Origin of the sequence: Acinetobacter sp. RG5 (assembly GCF_031844265.1) — a bacterium.
GTDB lineage: Bacteria > Pseudomonadota > Gammaproteobacteria > Pseudomonadales > Moraxellaceae > Acinetobacter.
On record NZ_JAUZUV010000006.1, the window covers coordinates 46,311 to 70,297 of the forward strand.

The 23,987-nt window shown below is 37.8% G+C and carries 21 protein-coding genes; 19 read left to right on the forward strand and 2 right to left on the reverse strand.

Annotation, left to right across the window (positions count from 1 at the left end; genetic code table 11):
• The first annotated feature begins 252 nt into the window (after window positions 1–252).
• The 19 genes from rfbB to galE are packed head-to-tail and all read left to right on the forward strand — an operon-like array spanning window position 253 to window position 20,640.
• A complete protein-coding gene (rfbB, locus tag Q9R21_RS07885) occupies window positions 253–1,311 on the forward strand; it encodes a dTDP-glucose 4,6-dehydratase (protein ID WP_311204087.1) in 1,059 nt (352 codons plus the stop codon).
• On the forward strand, window positions 1,311–2,195 hold the full coding sequence (rfbA, locus tag Q9R21_RS07890) for a glucose-1-phosphate thymidylyltransferase RfbA (protein WP_311204088.1): 885 nt from the start codon (window positions 1,311–1,313) through the stop codon (window positions 2,193–2,195). The genes rfbB and rfbA overlap by 1 nt, the downstream gene beginning before the upstream one ends.
• A complete protein-coding gene (locus Q9R21_RS07895; RefSeq protein ID WP_311204089.1) occupies window positions 2,192–2,587 on the forward strand; it encodes an FdtA/QdtA family cupin domain-containing protein in 396 nt (131 codons plus the stop codon). The genes rfbA and Q9R21_RS07895 overlap by 4 nt, the downstream gene beginning before the upstream one ends.
• The gene (locus Q9R21_RS07900; RefSeq protein ID WP_311204090.1) at window positions 2,584–3,756 is read left to right on the forward strand and encodes a formyltransferase family protein; all 1,173 of its coding nucleotides are present in this window, start codon (window positions 2,584–2,586) and stop codon (window positions 3,754–3,756) included. Before Q9R21_RS07895 ends, Q9R21_RS07900 begins: the two co-directional genes overlap by 4 nt.
• Window positions 3,757–3,758: 2 nt before the next feature.
• Complete coding sequence (locus Q9R21_RS07905; protein WP_311204091.1) at window positions 3,759–4,877, forward strand: DegT/DnrJ/EryC1/StrS family aminotransferase; 1,119 nt, start codon at window positions 3,759–3,761, stop codon at window positions 4,875–4,877.
• Between the two features lie 3 nt (window positions 4,878–4,880).
• Window positions 4,881–6,137 carry an O-antigen translocase gene (locus tag Q9R21_RS07910; RefSeq protein WP_311204092.1) on the forward strand — a complete coding sequence of 419 codons (1,257 nt, stop codon included), beginning with the start codon at window positions 4,881–4,883 and terminating at the stop codon, window positions 6,135–6,137.
• 1 nt (window position 6,138) lies between these two features.
• Window positions 6,139–7,029, forward strand: coding sequence for a glycosyltransferase (locus Q9R21_RS07915; RefSeq protein WP_311204093.1), 891 nt, complete (start codon window positions 6,139–6,141; stop codon window positions 7,027–7,029).
• 53 nt (window positions 7,030–7,082) lie between these two features.
• On the forward strand, window positions 7,083–8,069 hold the full coding sequence (locus Q9R21_RS07920) for a glycosyltransferase (protein ID WP_311204094.1): 987 nt from the start codon (window positions 7,083–7,085) through the stop codon (window positions 8,067–8,069).
• A 1-nt stretch (window position 8,070) separates the two neighbouring features.
• Window positions 8,071–9,045, forward strand: coding sequence for a glycosyltransferase family 2 protein (locus Q9R21_RS07925; RefSeq protein ID WP_311204095.1), 975 nt, complete (start codon window positions 8,071–8,073; stop codon window positions 9,043–9,045).
• A 2-nt stretch (window positions 9,046–9,047) separates the two neighbouring features.
• Entirely contained in the window at window positions 9,048–10,232 is a 1,185-nt protein-coding gene (locus Q9R21_RS07930; protein WP_311204096.1) for an EpsG family protein, read from the forward strand.
• A gap of 4 nt (window positions 10,233–10,236) precedes the next feature.
• A complete protein-coding gene (locus tag Q9R21_RS07935) occupies window positions 10,237–11,385 on the forward strand; it encodes a glycosyltransferase family 4 protein (RefSeq protein ID WP_311204097.1) in 1,149 nt (382 codons plus the stop codon).
• 4 nt (window positions 11,386–11,389) lie between these two features.
• The gene (locus Q9R21_RS07940) at window positions 11,390–12,331 is read left to right on the forward strand and encodes an NAD-dependent epimerase/dehydratase family protein (protein ID WP_311204098.1); all 942 of its coding nucleotides are present in this window, start codon (window positions 11,390–11,392) and stop codon (window positions 12,329–12,331) included.
• A gap of 12 nt (window positions 12,332–12,343) precedes the next feature.
• Window positions 12,344–13,354 carry a glycosyltransferase family 4 protein gene (locus Q9R21_RS07945; RefSeq protein ID WP_311204099.1) on the forward strand — a complete coding sequence of 337 codons (1,011 nt, stop codon included), beginning with the start codon at window positions 12,344–12,346 and terminating at the stop codon, window positions 13,352–13,354.
• Window positions 13,347–13,877 (forward strand): acetyltransferase, encoded by a 531-nt coding sequence (locus tag Q9R21_RS07950; protein WP_311204100.1) that lies wholly within the window; start codon window positions 13,347–13,349, stop codon window positions 13,875–13,877. The genes Q9R21_RS07945 and Q9R21_RS07950 overlap by 8 nt, the downstream gene beginning before the upstream one ends.
• A gap of 43 nt (window positions 13,878–13,920) precedes the next feature.
• Window positions 13,921–15,795, forward strand: a complete 1,875-nt coding sequence (locus Q9R21_RS07955; RefSeq protein WP_311204101.1) for a nucleoside-diphosphate sugar epimerase/dehydratase — start codon at window positions 13,921–13,923, stop codon at window positions 15,793–15,795.
• Between the two features lie 12 nt (window positions 15,796–15,807).
• Entirely contained in the window at window positions 15,808–16,683 is an 876-nt protein-coding gene (gene galU / locus Q9R21_RS07960) for a UTP--glucose-1-phosphate uridylyltransferase GalU (protein WP_311204102.1), read from the forward strand.
• Between the two features lie 24 nt (window positions 16,684–16,707).
• On the forward strand, window positions 16,708–17,964 hold the full coding sequence (locus tag Q9R21_RS07965) for a nucleotide sugar dehydrogenase (RefSeq protein ID WP_311204103.1): 1,257 nt from the start codon (window positions 16,708–16,710) through the stop codon (window positions 17,962–17,964).
• Window positions 17,964–19,622 carry a glucose-6-phosphate isomerase gene (gene pgi, locus Q9R21_RS07970; protein ID WP_311204104.1) on the forward strand — a complete coding sequence of 553 codons (1,659 nt, stop codon included), beginning with the start codon at window positions 17,964–17,966 and terminating at the stop codon, window positions 19,620–19,622. Before Q9R21_RS07965 ends, pgi begins: the two co-directional genes overlap by 1 nt.
• Window position 19,623: 1 nt before the next feature.
• Window positions 19,624–20,640 carry a UDP-glucose 4-epimerase GalE gene (gene galE, locus Q9R21_RS07975; RefSeq protein ID WP_085064577.1) on the forward strand — a complete coding sequence of 339 codons (1,017 nt, stop codon included), beginning with the start codon at window positions 19,624–19,626 and terminating at the stop codon, window positions 20,638–20,640.
• Window positions 20,641–20,712: 72 nt separating this feature from the next.
• Here galE and Q9R21_RS07980 read toward each other — a convergent pair whose 3' ends face one another.
• On the reverse strand, window positions 20,713–22,083 hold the full coding sequence (locus Q9R21_RS07980) for a phosphomannomutase CpsG (protein WP_311204105.1): 1,371 nt from the start codon (window positions 22,081–22,083) through the stop codon (window positions 20,713–20,715).
• A gap of 58 nt (window positions 22,084–22,141) precedes the next feature.
• Window positions 22,142–23,980, reverse strand: coding sequence for a glutamine--fructose-6-phosphate transaminase (isomerizing) (gene glmS, locus Q9R21_RS07985; RefSeq protein ID WP_311204106.1), 1,839 nt, complete (start codon window positions 23,978–23,980; stop codon window positions 22,142–22,144).
• Between the last annotated feature and the right edge of the window lie 7 nt (window positions 23,981–23,987).

Consider the following 23,987-nt stretch of genomic DNA (forward strand, 5'->3'; position numbering starts at 1 on the left):
CCTTAATTTTAATACATCGTTATTAGGAAAGGATTGTAGTGCAAAATCTAATTATTGAATATCTTCAAAACATTTTTAATTTACATTTTTAATTTAATTTTTTGATTTTTATATTTATTTTTTTATTTTTTTGATGATTGGTTAAAATTTAATACTGTATTAATATCTTTTTTTTAATTTATGTCTACAATAACTGCAAAATTTTATACTCCTGTTGGTAAAATTCTTAAAAAGACATTTAAGGTCATATAAATGAAAATTCTTGTCACTGGTGGCGCCGGTTTTATTGGTTCAGCAGTCATCCGTCATATTATTCAACATACCAATAATCAAGTTTTTAATATTGATAAATTGACTTATGCAGGAAATTTAGAATCGTTAAAAGAAATTGATCAACACTCGAACTATGAGTTCAAACAAATTGATATTTGCGATACAGAACAAATTACAGCTGCAATAGATGCATTTCAGCCTCATGCAATTATGCACTTGGCTGCAGAGTCACATGTAGACCGATCAATTGATGGCCCGGCAGCATTTATTCAAACCAATATTGTGGGAACTTATACTTTATTAGAAGCCGCTCGAAAGTATTGGATGGAGCTTGACGCCGAAGCTCAGCAAAACTTTCGCTTTCATCATATTTCAACTGATGAAGTTTATGGTGACTTAGAAGGCACGACAGATTTGTTTACAGAAACAACTTCATACGCGCCAAGCTCTCCATATTCTGCCTCTAAAGCCAGTTCGGATCATTTGGTACGTGCTTGGCATAGGACCTATGGTCTGCCAGTAATTGTGACTAATTGTTCAAATAATTATGGTCCGTATCACTTCCCCGAAAAGTTAATTCCATTGGTGATTCTAAATGCACTGGATGCTAAACCTTTGCCTGTATATGGTAATGGTCAGCAAATTCGGGATTGGTTATTTGTAGAAGATCATGCACGTGCTTTATATAAAGTGGTGACCGAAGGTGTAGTGGGTGAAACCTATAATATTGGTGGTCATAATGAAAAGCAGAATATAGAAGTGGTCAAAACCATTTGTAAGATTTTGGATGAGCTAAAACCACAAGCCAACGGTCAAGCGTATGCGTCATTGATTACGTTTGTAAAAGACCGCCCTGGGCATGACTTACGCTATGCAATTGATGCCACAAAAATTCAAAATGAATTAGGTTGGACACCTACGGAAACTTTTGAAACTGGAATCCGTAAAACGGTGCAATGGTATTTAAATAATTTAGACTGGTGTCATCGAGTGCAAGATGGCAGTTACCAACGCGAAAGATTAGGTGTAAATTCATAATGTCAAATACAACAAAAGGTATTATTTTAGCGGGCGGTTCAGGTACACGTTTATATCCGATTACTAAAGGGGTATCTAAGCAGCTATTGCCTATTTATGACAAGCCAATGGTGTATTACCCACTTTCAGTGCTTATGCTTGCAGGTATTCGTGAAGTACTCATTATTAGTACTCCTGAAGATATTGATGGATTTAAGCGTTTATTGGGTGATGGTGCTCAATTTGGTATTCAGCTTGAATATGCCGTCCAGCCTAGTCCAGACGGTTTAGCACAGGCATTTATAATTGGTGAAAGCTTTATTGGAAACAGTAATGTTTGTTTAGTGCTTGGCGACAATATTTTTTACGGTCAAGGTTTTACCCCAATGCTCCGTCAAGCCGTCGCACGTCAAAAAGGTGCAACGGTATTTGGCTATCAGGTGAAAGACCCTGAGCGTTTTGGTGTAGTTGAGTTTGACGAACAAAAGCGCGCAATTTCTTTAGAAGAAAAGCCTAAACAACCTAAATCCCACTTTGCAGTCACCGGTTTGTATTTTTATGACAATGATGTAATTGAAATTGCCAAACAAGTAAAACCATCTGAGCGTGGAGAGTTGGAAATTACCACAGTTAATCAGATGTATTTAGAGCGCGGTGATCTAAATGTAGAATTGCTGGGACGTGGTTTTGCATGGTTAGATACAGGGACACATGCGAGCTTACTTGAGGCAGCGCAGTTTGTAGAGACTATTGAAAAACGTCAGGGTTATAAAGTGGCGTGTTTAGAAGAAATTGCCTTGAATAATGGTTGGCTCAGTAAAGAACAGGTTTTAAAAATTGGTCAGAGCATGAGTAAAAATGATTATGGTCAATACATAATTTCATTGGTGAATGAATTAACATGAGTTTAATAAAATTAATTGATTTTCCGAGTTTGGAAGATCAGAGAGGTGGGCTAGTTGCGATAGAGTCAAATCTATCAATTCCGTTCGAAATCAATCGTTTGTATTATATTTTTAATACAACTAATCAATCACGTGGCTTTCATGCGCATATAGATTTAAAGCAAGTTGCTATATGTGTAAAAGGAAGTTGCCGTTTTATTTTAGATAATGGTAATTCTAGAGAAGAAATAATCCTAAATTCACCAACGCGAGGACTTTTTATTGAAGCTTTAACTTGGCGAGAAATGCATGATTTTTCAGAAGATTGTGTTCTGCTTGTGTTGGCAAGTAAGCATTATGATGAAAATGATTACATTCGTGATTATAAAGAGTTTTTAAAGGTATCGAAATGATTGTAATAGCTGGAAAAAATGATATTGCGATACATGGCTTATTTTTAGCTCTTGAAAGATTTGAGTTAGATGAAATTATTGTAGTGGTTAATAAGAATGATCATGGTGTGGACGGTTGGCAACGTTCACTGCTCAAACTCGCAATAGAAAAAGGTGTGAAAATTAAGACCTTAGAAGAAATATATAAAACTAATATAAATTATTTTCTTTCACTTGAATTTGATCAAATAGTTAAGCCTAATAAATTAACTACTGACAAGTGTTATAATATTCACTTTTCAATACTACCAAAATATAAAGGAATGTATACATCAGTTTGGCCTATATTATATGCGGATAGGGAGGCTGGTGTTACGTTACACAAGATAGATCATGGTATTGATACTGGTGACATAGTAGCTCAAAAAACATTTAAATTAAGTGAAAATGATCGAAGTCAAGATTGTTATAGAAAATATATTGAAAATTCCAAAATTTTACTATCAGAATGGTTTAATAAAATAATTGAAAATACTATTCAACCGGTAAAACAGGATATGATAAATTCAACTTATTTTTCTGCAAAAACAATAGATTTCAAAAAATTAGAAATTGACTTTAATAAAACTGCTTGGCAGATAAAGAGACAAGTATACGCGTTCAGTTTTCGCCCATATCAGTTATTAAATTTTAAAAATAAGAAAATATCAGATGTAATAGTAATGGATGAAAAATCAACATTTAAACCTGGGACAATACTTCATGAGGGTACAGATTACACCCTTCTATCTACTATAGATTATAATATAGCTATTTTTTATGAAGATTTAGAGGGTTTGTTAAATGAAATTCCATTAATAGATGTTGATTCTTTTTCTAAAAAACTTGTTAAAATTCTAGGTGTTAATGATAGAAACTCAAAGGGGTGGTCGCCAATAATTGTAGCTGCTTATCATGGGAGAAAAGATATAATTAGTTTTTTACTTGAAAATGGTGCAAATATAAATGATAGAAATTATCACGGAACTACAGTGCTCATGTATGCAAAAGATTTTGCTTTAAAAAATAATGATAATGCATTCTTAAGCTTCTTAATTAAAAAGGGTGCGGATCCATTTTTAAAAGATTGGTCTGATAAAACTATATATGATTATATTACGCCTGAACAGGTTGAATTATTGGGATTATAGCTTTGAATATTTCTTTTCTTGATTTAAAAAATATTAATCAACAATATCGCAATGAGTTAATAGAAGCTTGTAGTCGTGTTGTTGATTCAGGTTGGTATATTGGTGGTAAAGAGCTAGAAAGTTTTGAAAGTAACTTTGCTGAATATTGTGGTACACAGTTTGCAATTGGAGTCGCAAACGGCTTAGATGCATTGATTCTGACACTACGTGCATGGAAAGAGTTAGGCAAACTTAAAGATGGAGATGAAGTTATTGTTCCATCGAATACGTATATTGCTAGCATTCTTGCCATTACAGCAAATAACTTGACGCCAGTTTTAGTTGAGCCAAATATTTCTACCTACAATATTGATCCTATAAAAATAAAAGAAGCAATAACGGCTAAAACCAAAGTGATTTTACCTGTCCATTTGTATGGTCAATTGGCAGAAATGCCAGAAATTATGCAAATTGCTAAACAACACAATTTATTGGTTTTAGAAGACTCCGCACAAAGTCATGGGGCACAAATACAAGGTAGAAAAGCAGGAAACTGGGGGGATGCTTCAGGTTTTAGTTTTTATCCTGGAAAAAATTTAGGTGCACTAGGTGATGCGGGTGCAGTTACAACCAATGATGCAGAATTAGCGACCATGTTAAAAGCATTGCGTAACTATGGCTCGCATGAAAAGTATAAAAATTTAGTTCCTGGTGTGAATAGTCGATTAGATGAAATTCAGGCAGCGATGCTAGATGTCAAGCTCAAATACTTGGATCAAGAAACTCAGCACAGACGTCATATTGCGAGTTTGTATTTGAATGGAATCAAAAATCCGCTAATTCAACTGCCATTAGGCGATGTTAATGCTGAATCCTATATGCAGCATGTTTGGCATTTATTTGTAATTCGCACTAATCAGCGTGAAGCTTTACAACAGTATCTATTAAATCATGGTGTTCAAACATTAATCCATTATCCAATTCCACCCCATAAACAACAAGCGTATAAAGAATGGAATAATTTGAATTATCCAATTTCTGAGCAGATACATAATGAGGTACTAAGTTTACCTATGGGGTCGACACTGTCTGCAGTAGATGCAGAAAGAATTATCGCTTTATGTAATCAATTTCAAGCCTAATCCATGAATTTGCTAAAAACCAGTGCATTAAACGGGGTGGCTGTTTTAATTAAAACAGCCACCATGTTTATTTTAAATAAGATTTTAGCTGTGTATGTTGGTCCTGCGGGCTATGCAGCAATAGGACAGTTTCAAAACTTTATTCAAATGATTACCACCTTTGCAGGTAGTGCGATTAATACAGCAGTCATTAAATATACTGCCGAATATCATGAAGAAAAGACAAAGCAAATAGAGGTTTGGCGAGCAGCTGGCAGTTTAGTGCTTATTTTTAGTTTTATTTTTTCTATTATTATTCTTATTTTCCAAAAGCAATTATCACTTTATATTTTTCAGACAGTAGAGTATCAATCTGTTTTTGTTTGGTTTGCAGTATTTTTAGTTTTATTCAATTTAAATGCACTTTTTTTAGCCATTTTGAATGGTAAGAAGGAGATTTTAAAATTAGTTATTGCAAATATTGCTGGAAGTATACTTTCTTTGTTAGTAACGAGTGTTTTAGCTGTTCAATATCATTTATATGGTGCTCTAGTTGCACTTTCAATTTATCAATCCATAACTTTTTTTGTAACGTTGTTTTTATGTTATAAAGCCAATTGGTTCAAAATTTCATATTTATTTGGACGCATTGAGCCACAAATTGCTAAGAATTTTGCGGCTTTTGCGCTTATGGCGCTAGTTAGTGCAATTTGTGTACCCTTGTCTCAAATGGCAATCCGTTCTTATTTATCTCAAGAGTTTGGTTTAAATTACGCTGGATATTGGGAAGCGATGATTCGCTTAAGTGCGGCATATTTGATGTTGGTTACCACAACACTGGGAGTTTATTATTTACCTAGATTGGCCGAATTGACGCATTTAGATGAAATAAAGAAAGAAGTTTATTCAGGTTATAAGTTTATCTTTCCTTTAGCTGTAGTTGGCGGTTTGTGTGTTTATGTTATGCGTGACTGGATTATTACTTTATTGTTTAGTCATGCATTTATGCCAATGCGTGATTTGTTTTTATGGCAAATGATAGGAGATTCACTTAAAATTGGCAGTTGGATATTATCCTATTTGATGCTAAGTAAGGCGATGACAAAGTTGTTTGTCACCACAGAAATATTATTTGCTTTATCTTCTATGGGATTGACTTATGTATGTAGTAAGATTTTCGGTTTTGAAGGTGTTTCGATTGCTCACTTAGTAAATTATGCTTTGTATTGGCTGGTAATGGGCTATTTTATATTTGGGACTTTAGAGAGTCAAAGAGGTTAAATTGAATCAGAGTAATCAGCCATTGGTTTCAGTAGTTATTCCTTGTTATAACCATGAAAACTTTGTACAAGATAGTATTCAAAGTGTAATTGATCAAACTTATCAAAATATTGAGCTAATTATTATCGACGATGGATCAAAGGATGGCTCGGTAGAAAAAGTACAAGAAATGCTCCCTGCTTGTAAAGAGCGGTTTGTTAGATTTGAGTTCAGACACAGAACAAATAAAGGATTGAGCGCAACATTAAATGAGGCTTTAGAGTGGTGTGAAGGCGAATATTATTCGGCTTTTGCTTCTGATGATATAATGTTATCTCAAAAAATAGAGGTGCAAGTTGGATTTTTTAATGAATCATTCAATAGTAATATTTTAGGTGTTTTTGGCGGCTATGAGTTAATAGATCAATACAATAATATTTTGAATACTTCATTAAAAAAATACGAAGAATATGCTTTTAATGAAATTTTTATGCATCAATTTGAATTGCCTGCTCCTTCTTCATTATTAAAAATTTCTAAAGTTAGAGAGATAGGAGGGTATGATCCAAATATTAAGATTGAAGACTGGTATATGTGGCTTAAAATGACGGAAAGTGGAGGGAAATTAGTATATCTACCGAAAATACTCTGTAGATATAGATCTCACCTTAATAACTTTTCAAAAAATATAGAAGTTTTGCAGATAGAGAGAGAAAAAGTAGTGAATAGCTTTAAACACTATGATCTTTATGATAGGGCAAAAATTAATATAAATTGGTATAAAGCAACAGATTGCTCGAAGGTGAGTAAAATAGAATCTATTAAGGAGGGATTTAAGATTGTTTTTAATCGCCCTTCAGAATTAATTTCTAGAAATTTTGTAAGATTCTTATATTATTTAGTTTGTAAGTAGAGTTGCTCTCATTATTTTTAATTTATTTATATTAGTAATATTAAGGTTGAAATATGAAACTTTCAGTAGTTGTACCAATGTATAATGTGGAAGATTATATAGAAAGATGTTTAATTTCTCTTATTAAACAAAACATAGAATTAGATACATATGAAATAATAATAATAAATGATGGATCATTAGATGATTCTGTTAATATTGTAAAAAAATATCAAGAAAAATATAAAAACATTGTGTTAATAGAAAAGTTGAATGGTGGACTAAGTTCGGCAAGAAATATAGGATTATTAAATGCTAAAGGTGATTATATTTGGATGGTTGATTCAGATGACTCAATTAAAGAAAACTGTCTGAAAGATTTGTTGAATTATGCTTATAAAAACGAAATAGATTTTTTAAGCTTTCCAATGAATGATATTTACTGTGAGAAGGTTGTACTTTCAAATATACATAATAAGCCTAATGATAAAGTAGTAACAAACCTTGATTACATTAATAACTACCAAGTTGAATACTCAGCTTGCTGTTTTATGGTAAGGAAAAACATTTTAGAATCTTATAAAATTCAATTTATTGAAGGAATCTTACATGAAGATATTGATTTTGTAATACGATTATTAGAATTCTGTCCTAGAGTTAGCTCATTTAATTTTATGGGAGGGGTGTACAATTATTTTGTGGGTAGACCAGAATCAATTACAACAACAAAAAATTATAAAAAATATTGCAAATCGTTGGAAAGCTTTTATATATCAATAGGTTTTTTGCAAAGCAAATACCCAACAACATCCGAAGGGTATGCTCAGGCAGCACAACTATTTATTAATAATATGAAGTGTTATGCCTTGTCATATTTATTATATTACCCACTTCCGTACAAAGATCGTATGAGATATTATAGTAAATATACTTTATTAAATATTAATTCTATCGGATGTACAAGTTATATATCTTGGAAACTAAAATTAATGAAAAATATTTATAGAAATCCTTTTTTTTATAAATTGTTGCTTAGATTTGTATCAATATTGAGAAAATAAAATGAATTATTTTTTTTCAATAATAGTGCCAGTTTACAATGCACAAAACTATATTGCTCAATGTGCACGTAGCTTATTTGGTCAAAATTTCAAAAATATTGAATATGTTTTTGTAGATGATTGTTCATCCGATAACTCCCTAGAGATTTTGAAAGAAGTTTTAAAAGAATTTCCTGATAGATATACTAGTGTTAAAATCATTAAAAATCATAAAAATATGGGTGTGAGTTTTACTAGAAAAGTTGGAATGGAATCAACAACTGGACAATATGTTATACAAATTGATTCTGATGATTGGGTTGATTTGGATATGTGTAATGCCTTTTATAAAAAAATTAAAGAAACAAATGCTGATATTATATGTTCAGATTATTATGAAAATTACCTAGGACGACAGGATTATATTGAACAAAATTATGGTAAAGATGTGGATTATTTTAAAGCTATTTTGGATGGTAGGCTCCATGGGAGTTTGTGTAATAAAATGATAAAAAGATCATTGTTTGTTGATAATAATATTTATCCTATTCTAGGCTTTAATTTATTTGAGGATAAGTTTGTTTCATTGAGATTATTTTTCTTTTCAAATAAAGTTGAATATATTAATTCTGCTTTTTTGCATTATAGACAATACGATAAATCATTTACTAATCAACCTGTTAACGAAAGTCAAATTTATGATACAATTTTCTTTATAAACGAATTACAAAAATTTTTCGAGACTAACAAATTACTCTCAATTTTAAATAATGAATTTTATGGATGTATTCTTAATCATAAAAAAATTTTTTTACTTGATGAGCAGTATTTTTACTTATGGGATAGTTTTTATCCTGAGGCTAATAAAATTAAATATTTATTAACACTTAAGTCTTATTCTTTGATTAAAAAAATTATTACTGCTCTAACTTTATTGTTTAGCAAGAAAATAATGAAGTTTGCTTATACTATTCATAAGAAAAATAAAGGTTTATAATTATGTATAAATTTTTAAACTTAGATAATGCAGCAAAGCTTAATATTATTTATTTTGTCGTCTTTACTTTTGCGATTATTATCTTGCCATTTTCTCCTTTCTTTTCTTATATTTTATTTTTATTAAATCTACTTTTATTTTCTTATAAAATTAATAAAATTTTTCTTGTTATTTCTTTTATTTTATCTGTTTTTTCTCAATTTTATATTTTACACTCTAGAGCTTATGTCGTTGAGCTGGAGTTTGATTTAACTAATTATTATTTTGCTTATTTAGATTTATCTAGTTTATCTATTTCTCAGGTTTCTAATAATAGTATAGAAATTGGTTGGTTTATTATTTATAAGATAATTGCACTAATAAATAAAAATTTAAGTATTTTTGATTTGGCAGTTATTAATAATTTAATTTGTGTTTCTATATTTTTGATTTGGTTGCTAAAGTACGGTGTTAGAAATATCGGGCCTGAATACCTTGGTTTTGTTTTGGGACTTATTGTTCTTTTTATGTGGCCAAATAACTTTGCTTTCTTTCAAAGACAATCTATTTCTGTTGCTATATTATTGTTTGCGATTTCTAATATTAAAAATCAAAAATATTTTTTATTTTTTTTAATCTTATCTTCTTTTTTTCATATTACTTCACTAATTATGGGTTTAGTTTATTATGTTATAGTAAACTATAATTTCAATCATTTTGTTTTAAAAACTATTCTTATTTTGGGTGTTGTTAGAATTTCTTTTGAAACTTTATTAATTTATTTGTTCTCTGTTGTGGAGATTCCTGATTTGTCGCGTAAAATAAGTTTTTATGCGGAAAATCATAATGGATTTTTTTTGGCATTTTCTGAAATTAGGTATTTCCCTTTGTTTGTTTTTATTTTTTTATTTTATAATAATATAGAATCAGAGTGGAGAAGAATTATAATATTTTCAGCTTTGTTTTATTTGTCATTATTAGGAATACAATTTGCTTCTGGTCGATTTAATTTTATTTTAATATATTTGTATGGTTATTTTTTATGGATTGTAACTAAAAGTAGGCCTTATATACTATTGATTTTTGCATTGTCCTATTTTATTTTTGATGTGATTTATAAATCTGGATATATTTTTTATATTAACGACACTTTTTGGCAGAGATATCCTTTTTTTAGTTCAACGCCTTTTTATTATTTGAGTTTCTAATTTTATGAGTTATATTAAAACGATCGTAATGATAGGCACTACAGCTGGATGTTTTTACGGTTTTCGTGCCGATCTTATTAAAGAATTAGTTAAAAAAAATGTGAAAGTTTATGCTTTCACTATAGATCATCAAGTATCTGAATTAGAAAAAATAGAAAAGCTAGGTGCTATACCTGTATTCTATTCACTTAACCGTGGTAGCTTGAATCCTTTATCAGACTTATATGCTACATATAAACTATCTAAACAAATTAAAGAGTTACAGCCAGATTTAGTATTCTCATATTTTACTAAACCTGTGATTTATGGTTCTTTAGCTGCTAAGCTTTCTAAAGTAAAAAAAATTATTGCTATGCTAGAAGGTCTAGGCTCACCATTTACTGTTCACCCGCATGGACAAAGTCTAAAAATTAAACTGATTAGATTTATACAAGTTTCTTTATATAGGATAGTTTTTCCTTTTATTGACAAAATTGTTTTTTTGAATAAAGATGATCCAGTTGATCTTATTGAAAATAATAAAATTAAGTTTAAAGCTAACTCTCCTGTTGTCTTAGGGCCTATAGGACTAAACTTAAGGGATTACTCTTATACTCCTTGGAACACATCTAATGAAATTTCTTTTATTTTTATAGCAAGGCTCTTAGCAGAAAAAGGAATTTTTGAATATGTGGAAGCAGCTAAAATTGTCAAAAAGAAATATCCACATATTATTTTTAGGGTAATAGGAGGGCTTGATTTAGAAAATCCTTATGGCCTAACTCAAAATCAATTAGATGAATTAATTGAGAGTAAGACGATTGAATATTCAGGTTTTGTTACAAATGTGGATGACTACTTAAAAAAAAGTGCAGTGTTTGTTTTACCTTCTTATTATCGCGAAGGCGTCCCGAGAAGCACACAAGAAGCAATGGCAATAGGACGCCCAGTCATTACAACAGATGTCCCTGGTTGCCGAGATACTGTCATAGACGGTGTAAATGGTTTTTTAGTGCCCAAATGGAACCCACAAGCATTGGCAGACAAAATGAATTATTTCATTGAGCACCCAGAGCAAGTTCGTATGATGGGCGATCAAAGCCATAAAATTGCGACTGAAAAGTTTGATGCAGAAAAAGTAAACCAGCGCTTATTAGAAATATTGGGAATTTAAAAATATGAAGGTCTTACTCACAGGCAGTAACGGTTTCCTCGGTCAATACTTATCACAATTTTTGGCTGAAAAAGGCTATTCTGTTTTAGCGCATACCCGTAAAGCCCAAACATTTGATCATCCAAATATTAGTAATATCAATTTTGATGTGAATGATAACTTAGACAACATTGATCTGAATCAGGTTGAGGTTATTATTCACTGTGCAGGTCGTGCGCATGTCATGAATGAAACTGCTGCATCGCCACTTGAAGCATATCGCCAAACCAATGTACAAGGCACATTAAACCTTGCACAAAAAGCGGTAAAAAGTGGCGTTAAACGCTTTATCTACTTAAGTAGTATTAAAGTGAATGGTGAACAAACTACGACACAAGCCTTTCACCCCAATGATGATGTCCACACAGATGATCCGTATGGTTTATCTAAATATGAAGCAGAACAAGCTTTACTTGATCTCTCTCAACGTTCAGGTTTAGAAGTGGTTATTATTCGTCCCGTCCTCATTTATGGCCCTAATGTAAAAGCCAACTTTAAAAGTATGGTGAACTTGGCAAGTAAAAAAATCCCTTTACCGATTGGTTGTTTAGACAATAAACGCAGTATGGTGAGTGTCTATAACTTGGCTGACCTGATTTATACTTGTATGACTCATCAAAATGCGAACCGTGAAGTATTTTTAGCCAGTGATCAGGATGACATTTCAGTCAAACAATTATTTGAAAAATTAGCAAAATACCAAAATAACCAATTGCTAATGCTGCCTGTACCAAAAAGCTTGATCAGTTTTCTGGCAAGTTTGGTGGGGAAAAAAGCAGTGGCTTCACGTTTATGTTCAGAACTGGTGGTAGATACCACTAAAAATACACAGCTTTTAGGTTGGACAGCACCGTATAATGTCGATACAAGCCTAGAAAAAATGTTTAACACAGCGCATCAAAACTGAGCCTAGTCACAAATGTCCATGCTATCCCTTTTTATTTTCTTTTTACTTGCGTTTGCGATGACCTATTTTATGCGCGCCTACGCCTTCAAGAAAAATATAATAGACAACCCCAATGAACGTAGCTCCCACAGTGTACCTACGCCACGTGGAGGTGGTGTTGCGGTGGTGGGTAGCTACTTGTTGGCGCTGGCTGTGCTGATATACAGCCAACAATTGACGCTGCATCTGGGTTTAACCCTGATAGCAGCGGGTTTTGTCATTGCCTTACTTGGTTTTTTGGATGATCATGGGCATATTAACTCCATGCTGCGTTTAGCCGTACATTTCTTGGTGGCAATTGGCGTGGTGATCAGCTTGGGTGGCTTTAGCGAAGTTACAGCTTTTAATGGTCTGCAACTTGGCTTTCTCGCCAATATTATTGCAGTATTATTTTTGGTATGGTTGCTCAATCTATACAACTTTATGGATGGCATTAACGGCATTGCCAGTGTTGAAGCAATTACCACTGTAGTCAGTATGGCAATTTTGTATTATGTGCTTAATACCACATTAAAATCAGACATATTGTGGTTATTGGCAGCCTGTGTATTTGGCTTTTTACTGTGGAACTTTCCCAAGGCTAAAATTTTCATGGGCGATGCCTGTAGCGGATTTCTCGGCCTCACTTTGGGTATTTTGGCGCTCATCGCTCTAAAAGAAAATTTGGCACTGTTTTGTGCGTGGATCATTTGTTTAGGTGTATTTGTGGTCGATGCAACCTATACCCTCATAAAACGTGTGTTGAGCGGCTATAAAATGTATGATGCACATCGAAGCCATAGCTATCAGATTTTATCGCGTAAATGGAGAAGTCATACTCCTGTGACTTTGGCTGTAGCAGCGATTAACCTTCTCTGGCTATTTCCAATTGCATATATGACCGTAATGCAACAATGGGCCTATCCTGAATTCGCAGTATTGATTGCTTATTTACCTCTAATATTAATTGCTATTAAATTAAGAGCGGGAACACCTGATGCCTGAGAAAAAATTATTGATTCTCGGGGCAGGAGGTTTTGGTCAATCAATTGCTGAAGTTGCTGAGCTGTTAGGTAAATGGAAGAGCATTTCTTTTGTTGATGATCGATGGCCTGAGCAACAACATGCAGGTCACTATACAATTATTACAAATATTCAATCTTTAGAAATAATCAATGTGGATAATTTTGAAGCCATTATAGCGGTTGGAAATAACCAAATACGACAAAAATGGCAACAATTATTGCTTGATTTATCTATACCAATTACGACTATTATACATCCACAAACAGTCATTGCTCCTAGTGTAACAATAGGGCAAGGGGTAAGTATTATGGCTGGGTGTGTTATTGGAACGAATACGATTATTCAAAATGGTGTTATTCTAAATATTGGAACCTTATTAGATCATGATGTCATGATTGAAGCTTTTAGTCACTTAAGTGTCGGTGTAAAAGTGGCAGGTGGCCGGATAATTCCACCGCGCTCTTTTCTGGAAGTTGGAACCAGTGTTGGGCATAAGTCTTAATAACAAATTCTTTTAAATTAAGATACTACTTGTTGAAAAATATATGAAATCTATCGTTATTCCTTTAGTTGAGTCTCCACGTTCAGCAAAACTCGCGTTTTTAGTCATTTTAGACTTTTGTATTTTCCCTGTCCTGATCTGGCTTTGTTATGCTATTCGACAGTTTGATCTGGGTGCAGAAGTTGTACCCAATATTTCCTTTGGGTCAGTTTGGGTCAGTGCTATTGCAGTCTTTGCACTGTTTATTTGTGGTGTATACCGTTTTATTGTTCGTACCTTTAATGAATTTTTTATTGCCAAATTAGGTCTGGCAACCATATTAAGCGTGATTGGTTTGTACTTGTTAGCTTATAGTACGCATGCCTTTGTTCCGACCTCAATTCCACTCATGTTTGGCTTTATGATGTTTGCCTGGGTATGGTTTAGCCGTGGGGTGATTCGCTTTGTGGTGAGATCCTACTTACAGGCTAATGTGCCAAAAAAACGGATTGCTATTTATGGGGCTGGTTATGCAGGCCAACAGGTTGCAGCGACTTTAAATCGCTCCCATGAGCATTTGCCGATTATATTTATTGATGATAACCCGTCTTTAAGAGGCCAGAATATTGGGGGGGTTCAAGTATATTCACCACATAGAGCTTTAAAGTGTTTGGTTAAATTACGTATTGATGAAATCTTAATTGCCTTACCGTCAGTGGGAAGAATCCGTAAAAGTGAGATTGTTAAGTTTTTAGAGCCGGCTCATTTAAAAATTACCGAGATTCCGGGTCTGACTAAACTGGTCAATGGTGAAATTCGAATTTCTGATATTCAGGAAGTGGATATTATTGATTTACTGGGGCGTGATCCCGTACCGCCCGTTCCAGCGCTTTTAGCTAAAAATATTAAAAATAAAGTAGTCATGGTCACAGGCGCGGGTGGCTCGATTGGTTCAGAACTATGTCGCCAAATTATTAAAAATCAGCCTGTCAAAATTATTATTTATGAGCTAACAGAATTTGCTTTATATCGTATTGATAAAGAATTACGTCTTACGGCAAGCTGTGAAATTATTCCAATTTTAGGTTCAGTTCTCGACGAACGTAAGTTAGAACGGGTGATTGAACAATATGGTGTACAGACAGTTTATCACGCTGCTGCTTATAAGCATGTACCGCTGGTAGAATGTAATCCGCTGGCAGGTTTGAAAAACAATGCCGTTGGAACCGCCTTTAGTGTGAATGCTGCGGTAAAAAAAGGGGTAGAAACCTTTGTGCTGATTTCAACTGATAAAGCGGTACGTCCAACCAACGTGATGGGAGCGACCAAACGTATGGCAGAGTTGTACTGTCAGGCTATGGCAGAGGCTCAGGATCAGACTCAGATCAGTATTGTGCGCTTTGGAAATGTGCTCGGTTCCTCGGGCTCGGTCGTGCCGCTGTTTAAACAGCAAATTGCCAAAGGTGGTCCGATTACCGTGACTGATCCAGAAGTAACCCGTTTCTTTATGACCATTCCGGAAGCCTCGCAGCTGGTGATTCAGGCTGGTGCCTTAGGCACTGGTGGAGATGTATTCTTGTTAGACATGGGCGAGCCGGTACGGATTCAGGATCTGGCACGACAAATGATTTCTCTCAGCGGACTCAAAGTCAGAGATAATAAAGACCCGAATGGTGATATTGAAATTCAATATACTGGGCTACGTCCAGGCGAAAAACTCTATGAAGAACTGCTGATTGATGAAGAAAATACAGAAATTACTGCACATACACGTATTCTGCGATCTGTCGAGAAACATTATTCATTGGCAGAAATTCTGGCAGTATTTAACCGCATACATGAACTTAGCGCGACTCAGGCTGACATTGAATGGGCGCTGGCACAACTAGAACATTATGTGGATGGTTATGTACGCGGTAACGAAATTAAAGTGAACTAGGTTTTTATAGATATGATCAAGAAAGCAATTCTCCCTGTAGCTGGTTTAGGTACGCGTTTTTTACCTGCCAGCAAATCCATTCCCAAAGAGATGGTGACTGTTGTGGATCGCCCTGCGATTGAATATGTGGTGCGTGAAGCAGTTGCTGCCGGAATTGAGCAGATTATTCTGGTGACCCATTCTTCCAAGGCTTCGATTGAAAACTATTTTGACCGTAACTTTGAACTTGAAACCACCCTTGAGCAAAAAAACAAAACCGACTTGCTTAAAGAAATTACTGAAATTCTGCCTGCGGGCGTGAGTGTGATTAGTGTCCGTCAGCCCCAGCCTTTGGGTCTGGGTCATGCAGTTTTATGTGCCAAAGCCGTGATTGGTGATGATGATTTTGCAGTGCTGTTACCAGATGTGCTGGTGAAAGATCAGGATCTGGAAAATGATCTGGCACGCATGATTCAGCGCTTTGTACAGTCTAAAGCTTCACAAATCATGGTGGAAGCAGTGCCTGAACATCTGGTCGACCAGTATGGCATTGTTGATGTTGCAGCATCGCCTGAGGAAGGGGAAAGCATTGTCATGCAAGGGATCGTCGAGAAACCGGCCGTCGGTACTGCACCTTCAAATCTGTCTGTGGTCGGACGTTATATTCTACCCGCCAAGATCATGCAGCTTTTAGAACAGACCTCACGCGGGGCAGGCAATGAAATCCAGCTGACCGATGCCATCGCCATGCTGCAGCAAACCGAAGCTGTGGAAGCCTATCGCATGAAAGGCCAGACCTTTGACTGTGGCAGCAAGTTAGGTTATCTAAAAGCTGTTTTACATTATGGCGTCGATCATCCTAAACTCGGTGCCGAGTTTAAAGCATTAATTCAGGAACTGGCTTTGTAAGAAAAAATAATAAAAAGGAATAATATGAAAGTCGCAGTATTGGGAAAAACCCTATTTTCTGGGGTCATGTCGGCCCTTTTATCTGAATGTGGTCATCAGGTGGTCTGGTGTAACAGCTTCGATGTAGATGAGTCAGCTCGGCCCTATTTCCAGGATGAATCTCTACAGCAATTACTGCAAAAACAGGAAAAGTCTGGCTTTTTAAACTGTTGCGATTTTCAGCATCTGGATTTTAATCAGGATGTTTTTTTCTTTAGTTTTAATGCGACTGAAGAGCAACAGGCGTTTCAGATGCTGGATACCATCCGGCATGCCTGTTTTGCCCATCCCAAACTGATGATTAATGCCTCGACCTTTGGCTTGCATGGCACGCAACGCTTTCAGCAGTTGCTGCCGAATGATGACTGGATTTATCTGCCAGATATTATTCAGGAAGGGAATGCACTGCGTAGCTTTACTCAGGCCACCCAGCTGATTGTGGGCTGTGATCATGCAGATATCCAGCCTAAAATCAAAGAACTCTTACGTCCATTATTTCCACGCGCGCAGCAGTATCTATTTATGCCGGTTCTGGATGCCGAATTTACCAAGTTGAGTATTTCCGGCATGCTGGCCACCCGGATCAGTTATATGAATGATCTGGCCAGTGTGGCAGAAAAGCTTGGCATTGATATTGAACAGGTACGGCAAGGCATGGCTGCGGATAACCGGATTGGTTCTGCCTATCTGTTCCCCGGTGTTGGTTTTGGTGGAGAGAATTTCTCTCATGATATCCGGACGCTTACTCACGCCGTGGCAGATTCAGGAGTGAAAAACCAGTTGCTGGAACAGGTCTGGGACATTAACGAGCAGCAAAAAGAATTATTGTTCCGTAAACTCTGGAACTATTTCCGTGGAGACTTAAAGGGTAAAGTTATTGCGATCTGGGGTGCAGCCTTTAAAGAAAATACCCCAAGTATCCAGCAGTCTCCGGTACATGCCATGCTGACCGCTTTGTGGGCGCAAGGCGTGACGGTCAAACTACATGATCCGCAAGCAATGGCGAATATTGAAAAGGTCTATGGGCCACGGCAAGACTTAATCCTGTGCGAAGACCAGTATCAGGCCGTGGAAGGGGCACATGCCTTGTGTCTGATTACGGCATGGAAACAGTACGGCAGTCCGGATTATCCGTATCTAATCAAACTAATGCAGCATCCCCTGATTCTGGATGGGCGTAATCTGTATGATCCGACGTATGTCAAGACACGTGGTTTTAATTATATTGGGGTGGGACGTTAATGTTGAGCCATTTTAATCCAAATCTCGACACTGAAACTGTGTGTCAGAAACTCGCCTCGAACAAAGAACAGCTTCAATCTGAGCATCTGCGGGAACTATTTGCTGCTGACCCGGAGCGCTTTAATCGATATTCTATCCAGTTTGAACAACTGCTATTTGACTATAGTAAACACAGAATCAATAAAAATGTGCTGCAGGGCCTGATCGAATGGGCCGATGCACAGAACCTCAGATCCTGGATTGGCTCCCTATTTTCCAATCAGGAAATCAACTATACCGAGCAGCGTGCTGCCATGCACTGGGCACTGCGCCTGCCTGAACAGGATCAACAGCATGCTGATCTGGCAGCGGATGTACATGCCCAGCTGGAGCGGATGTATGCCTTGGTGGAACAGATTCATGCCGGACAGCGTCGCGGTGCTACCGGTGAAGTCATTCAGGATGTGGTCAATATCGGGGTGGGCGGATCAGATTTGGGTCCTTTGATGGTCACGCATGCATTATCAGATTTTAAATACCAGTCTGCCCAGCCACTCAACGTACATTTTGTTTCGACTATGGATGGAAGTCAGTTGTCTGAGCTGTTGCATCAGCTGCGTCCGGAAACAACACTGTTTATTATTTCCTCCAAATCCTTCGGCACCATTGATACCCTGACCAATGCTCAGACGGTACGCTTGTGGCTGGAAAAGGCCTTAGGTCAACATCCTTATATTCTCAAGCATCATTTTATTGGAGTATCAACCAAGCCGGAAAAAATGACCGCATGGGGAATTGCACCGGAAAACCAGTTGCTGCTCTGGGACTGGGTCGGTGGGCGTTATTCACTCTGGTCCTGTATCGGACTGCCAATTGCCTTGAGTATCGGCATTGAAGGCTTCAAGCAGCTGCTGGCGGGTGCCTATGCAGTGGACCAGCATTTTCAGTACCAGCCTTTTGAGCGTAATATTCCGGTATTGATGGGATTGTTGGGAGCCTGGAATACCAATTTTCTGGATATCCAGACCCAGGCAATTCTGCCTTATGATGGCCGGCTGAAATATTTTGCCTCCTATCTGCAACAGCTGGAAATGGAATCAAATGGTAAGTCAATCCAGCGTAATGGAGAGAAAGTCCAGTTCGATACCTGTCCGATCATCTGGGGTGAAGTGGGACCGAATGCCCAGCATGCCTTCTATCAATTATTGCATCAGGGTACGCAGTCAGTCAGCTGTGATTTTATTGCGCCGGTAGAGCGTTATAACAGCCAGCAATATACTTATGCAGACAGTGCCGAAGCATTGGTAGAACAACATCATTTGGCCTTATCCAACTGTCTGGCGCAATCGCGCTTACTGGCTTTTGGTAATGAAGCCCTAGATCAGGCTGAATTGGCGAGCTTGCCGGCCTATAAACAGTATGAAGGCAATCAGCCGAGCAGTACCCTGTTATTGCAGGAGCTCAATCCATACAGCTTGGGCATGCTAATTGCTTTATATGAACATAAGGTATTTGTCCAGTCTGTGCTGTGGAATATCAACCCGTTCGACCAGTGGGGCGTAGAAAAAGGCAAGGAAATTGCCAACCAGTTATTGCCTATCCTGAATGGTGAACAGACCGATCTGGATGGTCTAGATGGCTCAACCCAAGGTTTAATTAAAGTTCTATTAGGAAAGTAAAATGGCGAAAATTCTGGTCACAGGCGGAGCAGGCTATATTGGTTCACATACCTGTGTGGAATTGCTGAATGCTGGACATGAAGTGATCGTGCTGGATAATCTGTGCAATAGCTCAGCTGAGTCTTTAAACCGTGTCCAGCAGTTAAGTCAAAAAAGCCTGATCTTTGTTGAAGGCGATATCCGGGATAGCCAGCTACTCGATCAAGTCTTTCAACAAAATTCAATTGATGCGGTAATTCATTTTGCCGGGCTGAAAGCGGTGGGGGAAAGCCAGCAAATTCCATTGGCCTATTTTGACAACAATATTGCCGGTTCAATCAGTCTGGTTCAGGCGATGCAGCGCGCACAGGTGTTCAAACTGGTCTTTAGCTCTTCGGCTACGGTCTATGGTGAAGATAATCCTTCACCTTTAAATGAAGAGATGCCTACCGGAATGCCAACTAATAACTATGGTTATACCAAACTGATAGTTGAGCAGCTACTGGAAAAGCTGGCTGTAGCTGATGAACGCTGGTCGATTGCCTTGTTGCGTTATTTCAATCCGGTTGGTGCGCATAAAAGTGGTCAGATTGGAGAAGATCCACAAGGTATCCCAAATAATTTAATGCCTTATGTAACGCAGGTGGCTGTAGGCCGTCGTGAAAAACTGTCTATTTTTGGTCATGACTATAACACGGTGGATGGTACTGGCGTGCGTGATTATATTCATGTGGTCGATCTGGCCAACGCACATCTGTGTGCCTTGAATAACCGTCTGGTTTCCCAAGGCTGCCGTGCCTGGAATATCGGTACCGGTAATGGCATTTCAGTGCTGCAAGTGAAGAATACCTTTGAGCAGGTGAATGGGGTTGCTGTTCCATTTGAGTTTGTACCACGTCGTGAAGGCGATGTGGCGACCTGTTTTGCAAATAATAGCCGTGCAGTACAAGAGTTGGGCTGGACAGCACAATATGGTTTGGAGGATATGCTGGCAGATAGCTGGAACTGGCAGAAACAGAATCCGAATGGTTATCGTTAAAATGTTTATCATTAAATGAATAGAAATGGGAGCAATTTTGCTCCCATTTTTATTCTGCTGGATACCGCAATATTAACTTTGAATCAGCTGGGTCAGCTCATCGACATAGTCCTGCATCGGTCGTGGATGATGATCACGACGGCTTTCAATATTCAAACGCAATAATGGTTCAGTATTGGATGCACGCACATTAAAACGCCAGCTACCAAAATTCAGGCTGACGCCGTCGGTTTGATCAATTTCAGGTTTCTGATCGGCATAATGATCGAAAAGTTTTTGGATGGTCGCCTGGGTATCGGCTACTTTAAAATTAATTTCACCTGAACATGGGAACTTGGCGATCATTTCTTCCACAAGAGAAGATAAGGATTTTCCTGTTTCAGACAGTACAGCGATAGCAAGTAGCCATGGAATCATGCCGCTGTCACAGTAAGCAAAATCACGGAAATAATGATGAGCACTCATTTCCCCGCCATAAGCCGCATTATGTTCACGCATGACATCCTTAATGAAGGCATGACCTGATTTTGATTGGACGGTAATTCCCTGATATTGCTCCACGACATCCAGCGTATTCCAGACCAGACGCGGGTCATGGACAATTTTTTCACCAGACTGCTTCAGCAGAAATGCCTGCGCCAGAAGGCCAACAATATAATAACCTTCAATAAACTGCCCTTTTTCATCGAACAGGAAACAGCGATCAAAGTCACCATCCCAGGCAATGCCCATATCCGCACCATGCTGAATGACCGCATCACGGGTGCTATCACGGTTTTCAACCAGAATTGGATTCGGGATGCCATTCGGGAAGTTACCATCGGCCTCATTGTGAATTTTGACAAATTCAACCGGAATCTGGAGTTGTTGAAACTTCTGTTCCAGCGCATCCACCACATGACCTGCGGCACCATTGCCGGCATTCATCACCAGTTTCATCGGGCGGATTTTTGCCGCGTCAATATAAGTCATCAGGTGATCGATAAATTCAGGCAGGATATTATATTGTTCAGTATGACCTTTTTGGACAACCTCAACGAATTTCCCTGATTCTGCCAAGGCCTGAATTTCTTTTAAGCCTGTATCTGCACTGATCGGGCGGGCATTTTCACGCACCAGCTTCATGCCGTTATAGTCCATCGGATTATGGCTGGCCGTCACTTCAATTCCACCTTGTACATCCAGATGGAAAGCTGCGAAATAAACTTCTTCAGTCCCAGTCATGCCCAAATCCAGCACATTGACCCCGGCATCATTTAAACCGCGAATGGTCGCCTGTTTTAAGTCTTCACTGCTGAGTCGGATGTCACAGCCAATGACAACCGTTTTAGGTTGATAAATCTGTCCATAAGCACGGCCAATTTTATAGGCGATATCTTCATTAAGTTCGGTACCGAGTTTGCCACGAATATCATAGGCTTTAAAGCAAGTCAGTTGTGTCATTTATAGGCTCTCCATTTAGAAGAAAAAGGCCGGTTCCCCAGCCTTGATTCAATTTTAATTATTCTACGGTGACCGATTTTGCCAGGTTACGTGGCTGATCTACATCCGTACCACGTAATACAGCCACATGATAAGACAATAACTGCACCGGGATGCTATACACAATCGGTGCCAGCACTGCATTGACTGCCGGAATATGTACCACATGCTGGCGTTCTTTGGCTTTAATGCCGCTGTTTTCATCAGCAAACACAAATAGCTCGCCACCACGCGCCTGAACTTCTTCCATATTGGATTTGAGCTTATCCAGCATGTCATCCTGTGGTGCCAGAATCACTACTGGCATGTCATTGTCAACCAGTGCCAATGGCCCGTGTTTTAGTTCGCCTGCAGCATAACCTTCCGCATGAATATAGGAGATTTCTTTCAGCTTGAGTGCACCTTCCAGAGCGATCGGGAAATGCGTACCACGGCCCAGGAACAGGCAATGCTGCTTTTCAACAAACAGTTCTGAAAGACGTAAAATTTCATCATCATGACGTAATGTATCCAGAATCACTTTAGGCGTATGCCAAAGTTCTGTGGTGATCTCCGTCATTTGTGCTGTAGAAATCGTATTTTTCACAGAACCGATTTTGAGTACCAACAGCATCAATGCAGCAAGCTGGGTAGTAAAGGCTTTGGTTGAAGCCACACCAATTTCAGGGCCAGCCAGGGTTAACAGGCTATGCTGAGTTTCGCGTACCATTGATGAGGTCGCCACGTTACAGATGGTCATCGTGGTGATGTCGAGGCCTTTGGCAGCCGCACGTTTCTGTGTATCACGTAATGCAGCCAAAGTGTCGGCAGTTTCACCGGATTGGGAAATACACACATACAGCGTGTTATTCACAATCACCGGAGTGCGATAACGGAACTCGCTGGCAATCTCGACCTGGCAAGGCAGGTCAATCAGCTGTTCAAACCAGTATTTGGCAATCATGCCGGCATGATAGCTGGTACCGCAGGCAATAATCTGGATTTGCTGGATTTTTGCAAAGTCTTGTTCTGCACTGGCAAGAAAATCTTCACGCAGGTCATTGCCATTTAAAGCTTGGGAAATGGTCTGTTTGATCGCTTCAGGCTGCTCATAAATTTCTTTGAGCATGTAGTGCTTGTATTCACCTTTAGAAGCATTGCTGACGGCAGCATCCAGTTCCTTGACCGGACGATCGACAAGTTGACCATCGACAAAGACTTCAATCGTGGTACGGGTCAAACGGGCAATATCGCCTTCTTCAAGATAAATAAAACGGTTGGTAATCGGGAGCAGAGCCAACTGGTCAGAACTGATAAAGTTTTCACCAATACCGACACCAATGACGAGCGGAGAACCTTCACGTACGGTAATCAGTTCATCAGGGTGGTCAGTATGTATGATACCCAGTGCATAGGCACCTTTCAGTTGTGGAACGACTTGGCGTACAGCTTCTAACAGGCTCGGGGTAGATTTCAGTGCATCATTGATCAGATGGGCAACCACTTCAGTATCAGTCTGTGAGGTAAACACATAGCCCAAAGCTTCAAGATCATCTTTGAGTTCCTGAAAGTTTTCGATAATTCCGTTATGCACCACTGCCACATTTTCAGAAATATGCGGATGGGCATTTTCTTCAGTCGGTTTACCATGGGTCGCCCAGCGTGTATGCGCGATGCCGAGTGAACCGCTAATCTGTGATTCATTCACAGCCTGTTCAAGGTTCGCGACCTTACCGACACGGCGTTCACGTAGGACTTGGCTATTATTGATAAGTGCCAAACCTGCTGAATCATAACCACGGTATTCCAGGCGTTTTAAGCCTTCGATCAAAATATTGGTAATGCTACGTTCTGCAATGCCACCAACGATACCACACATATTTATT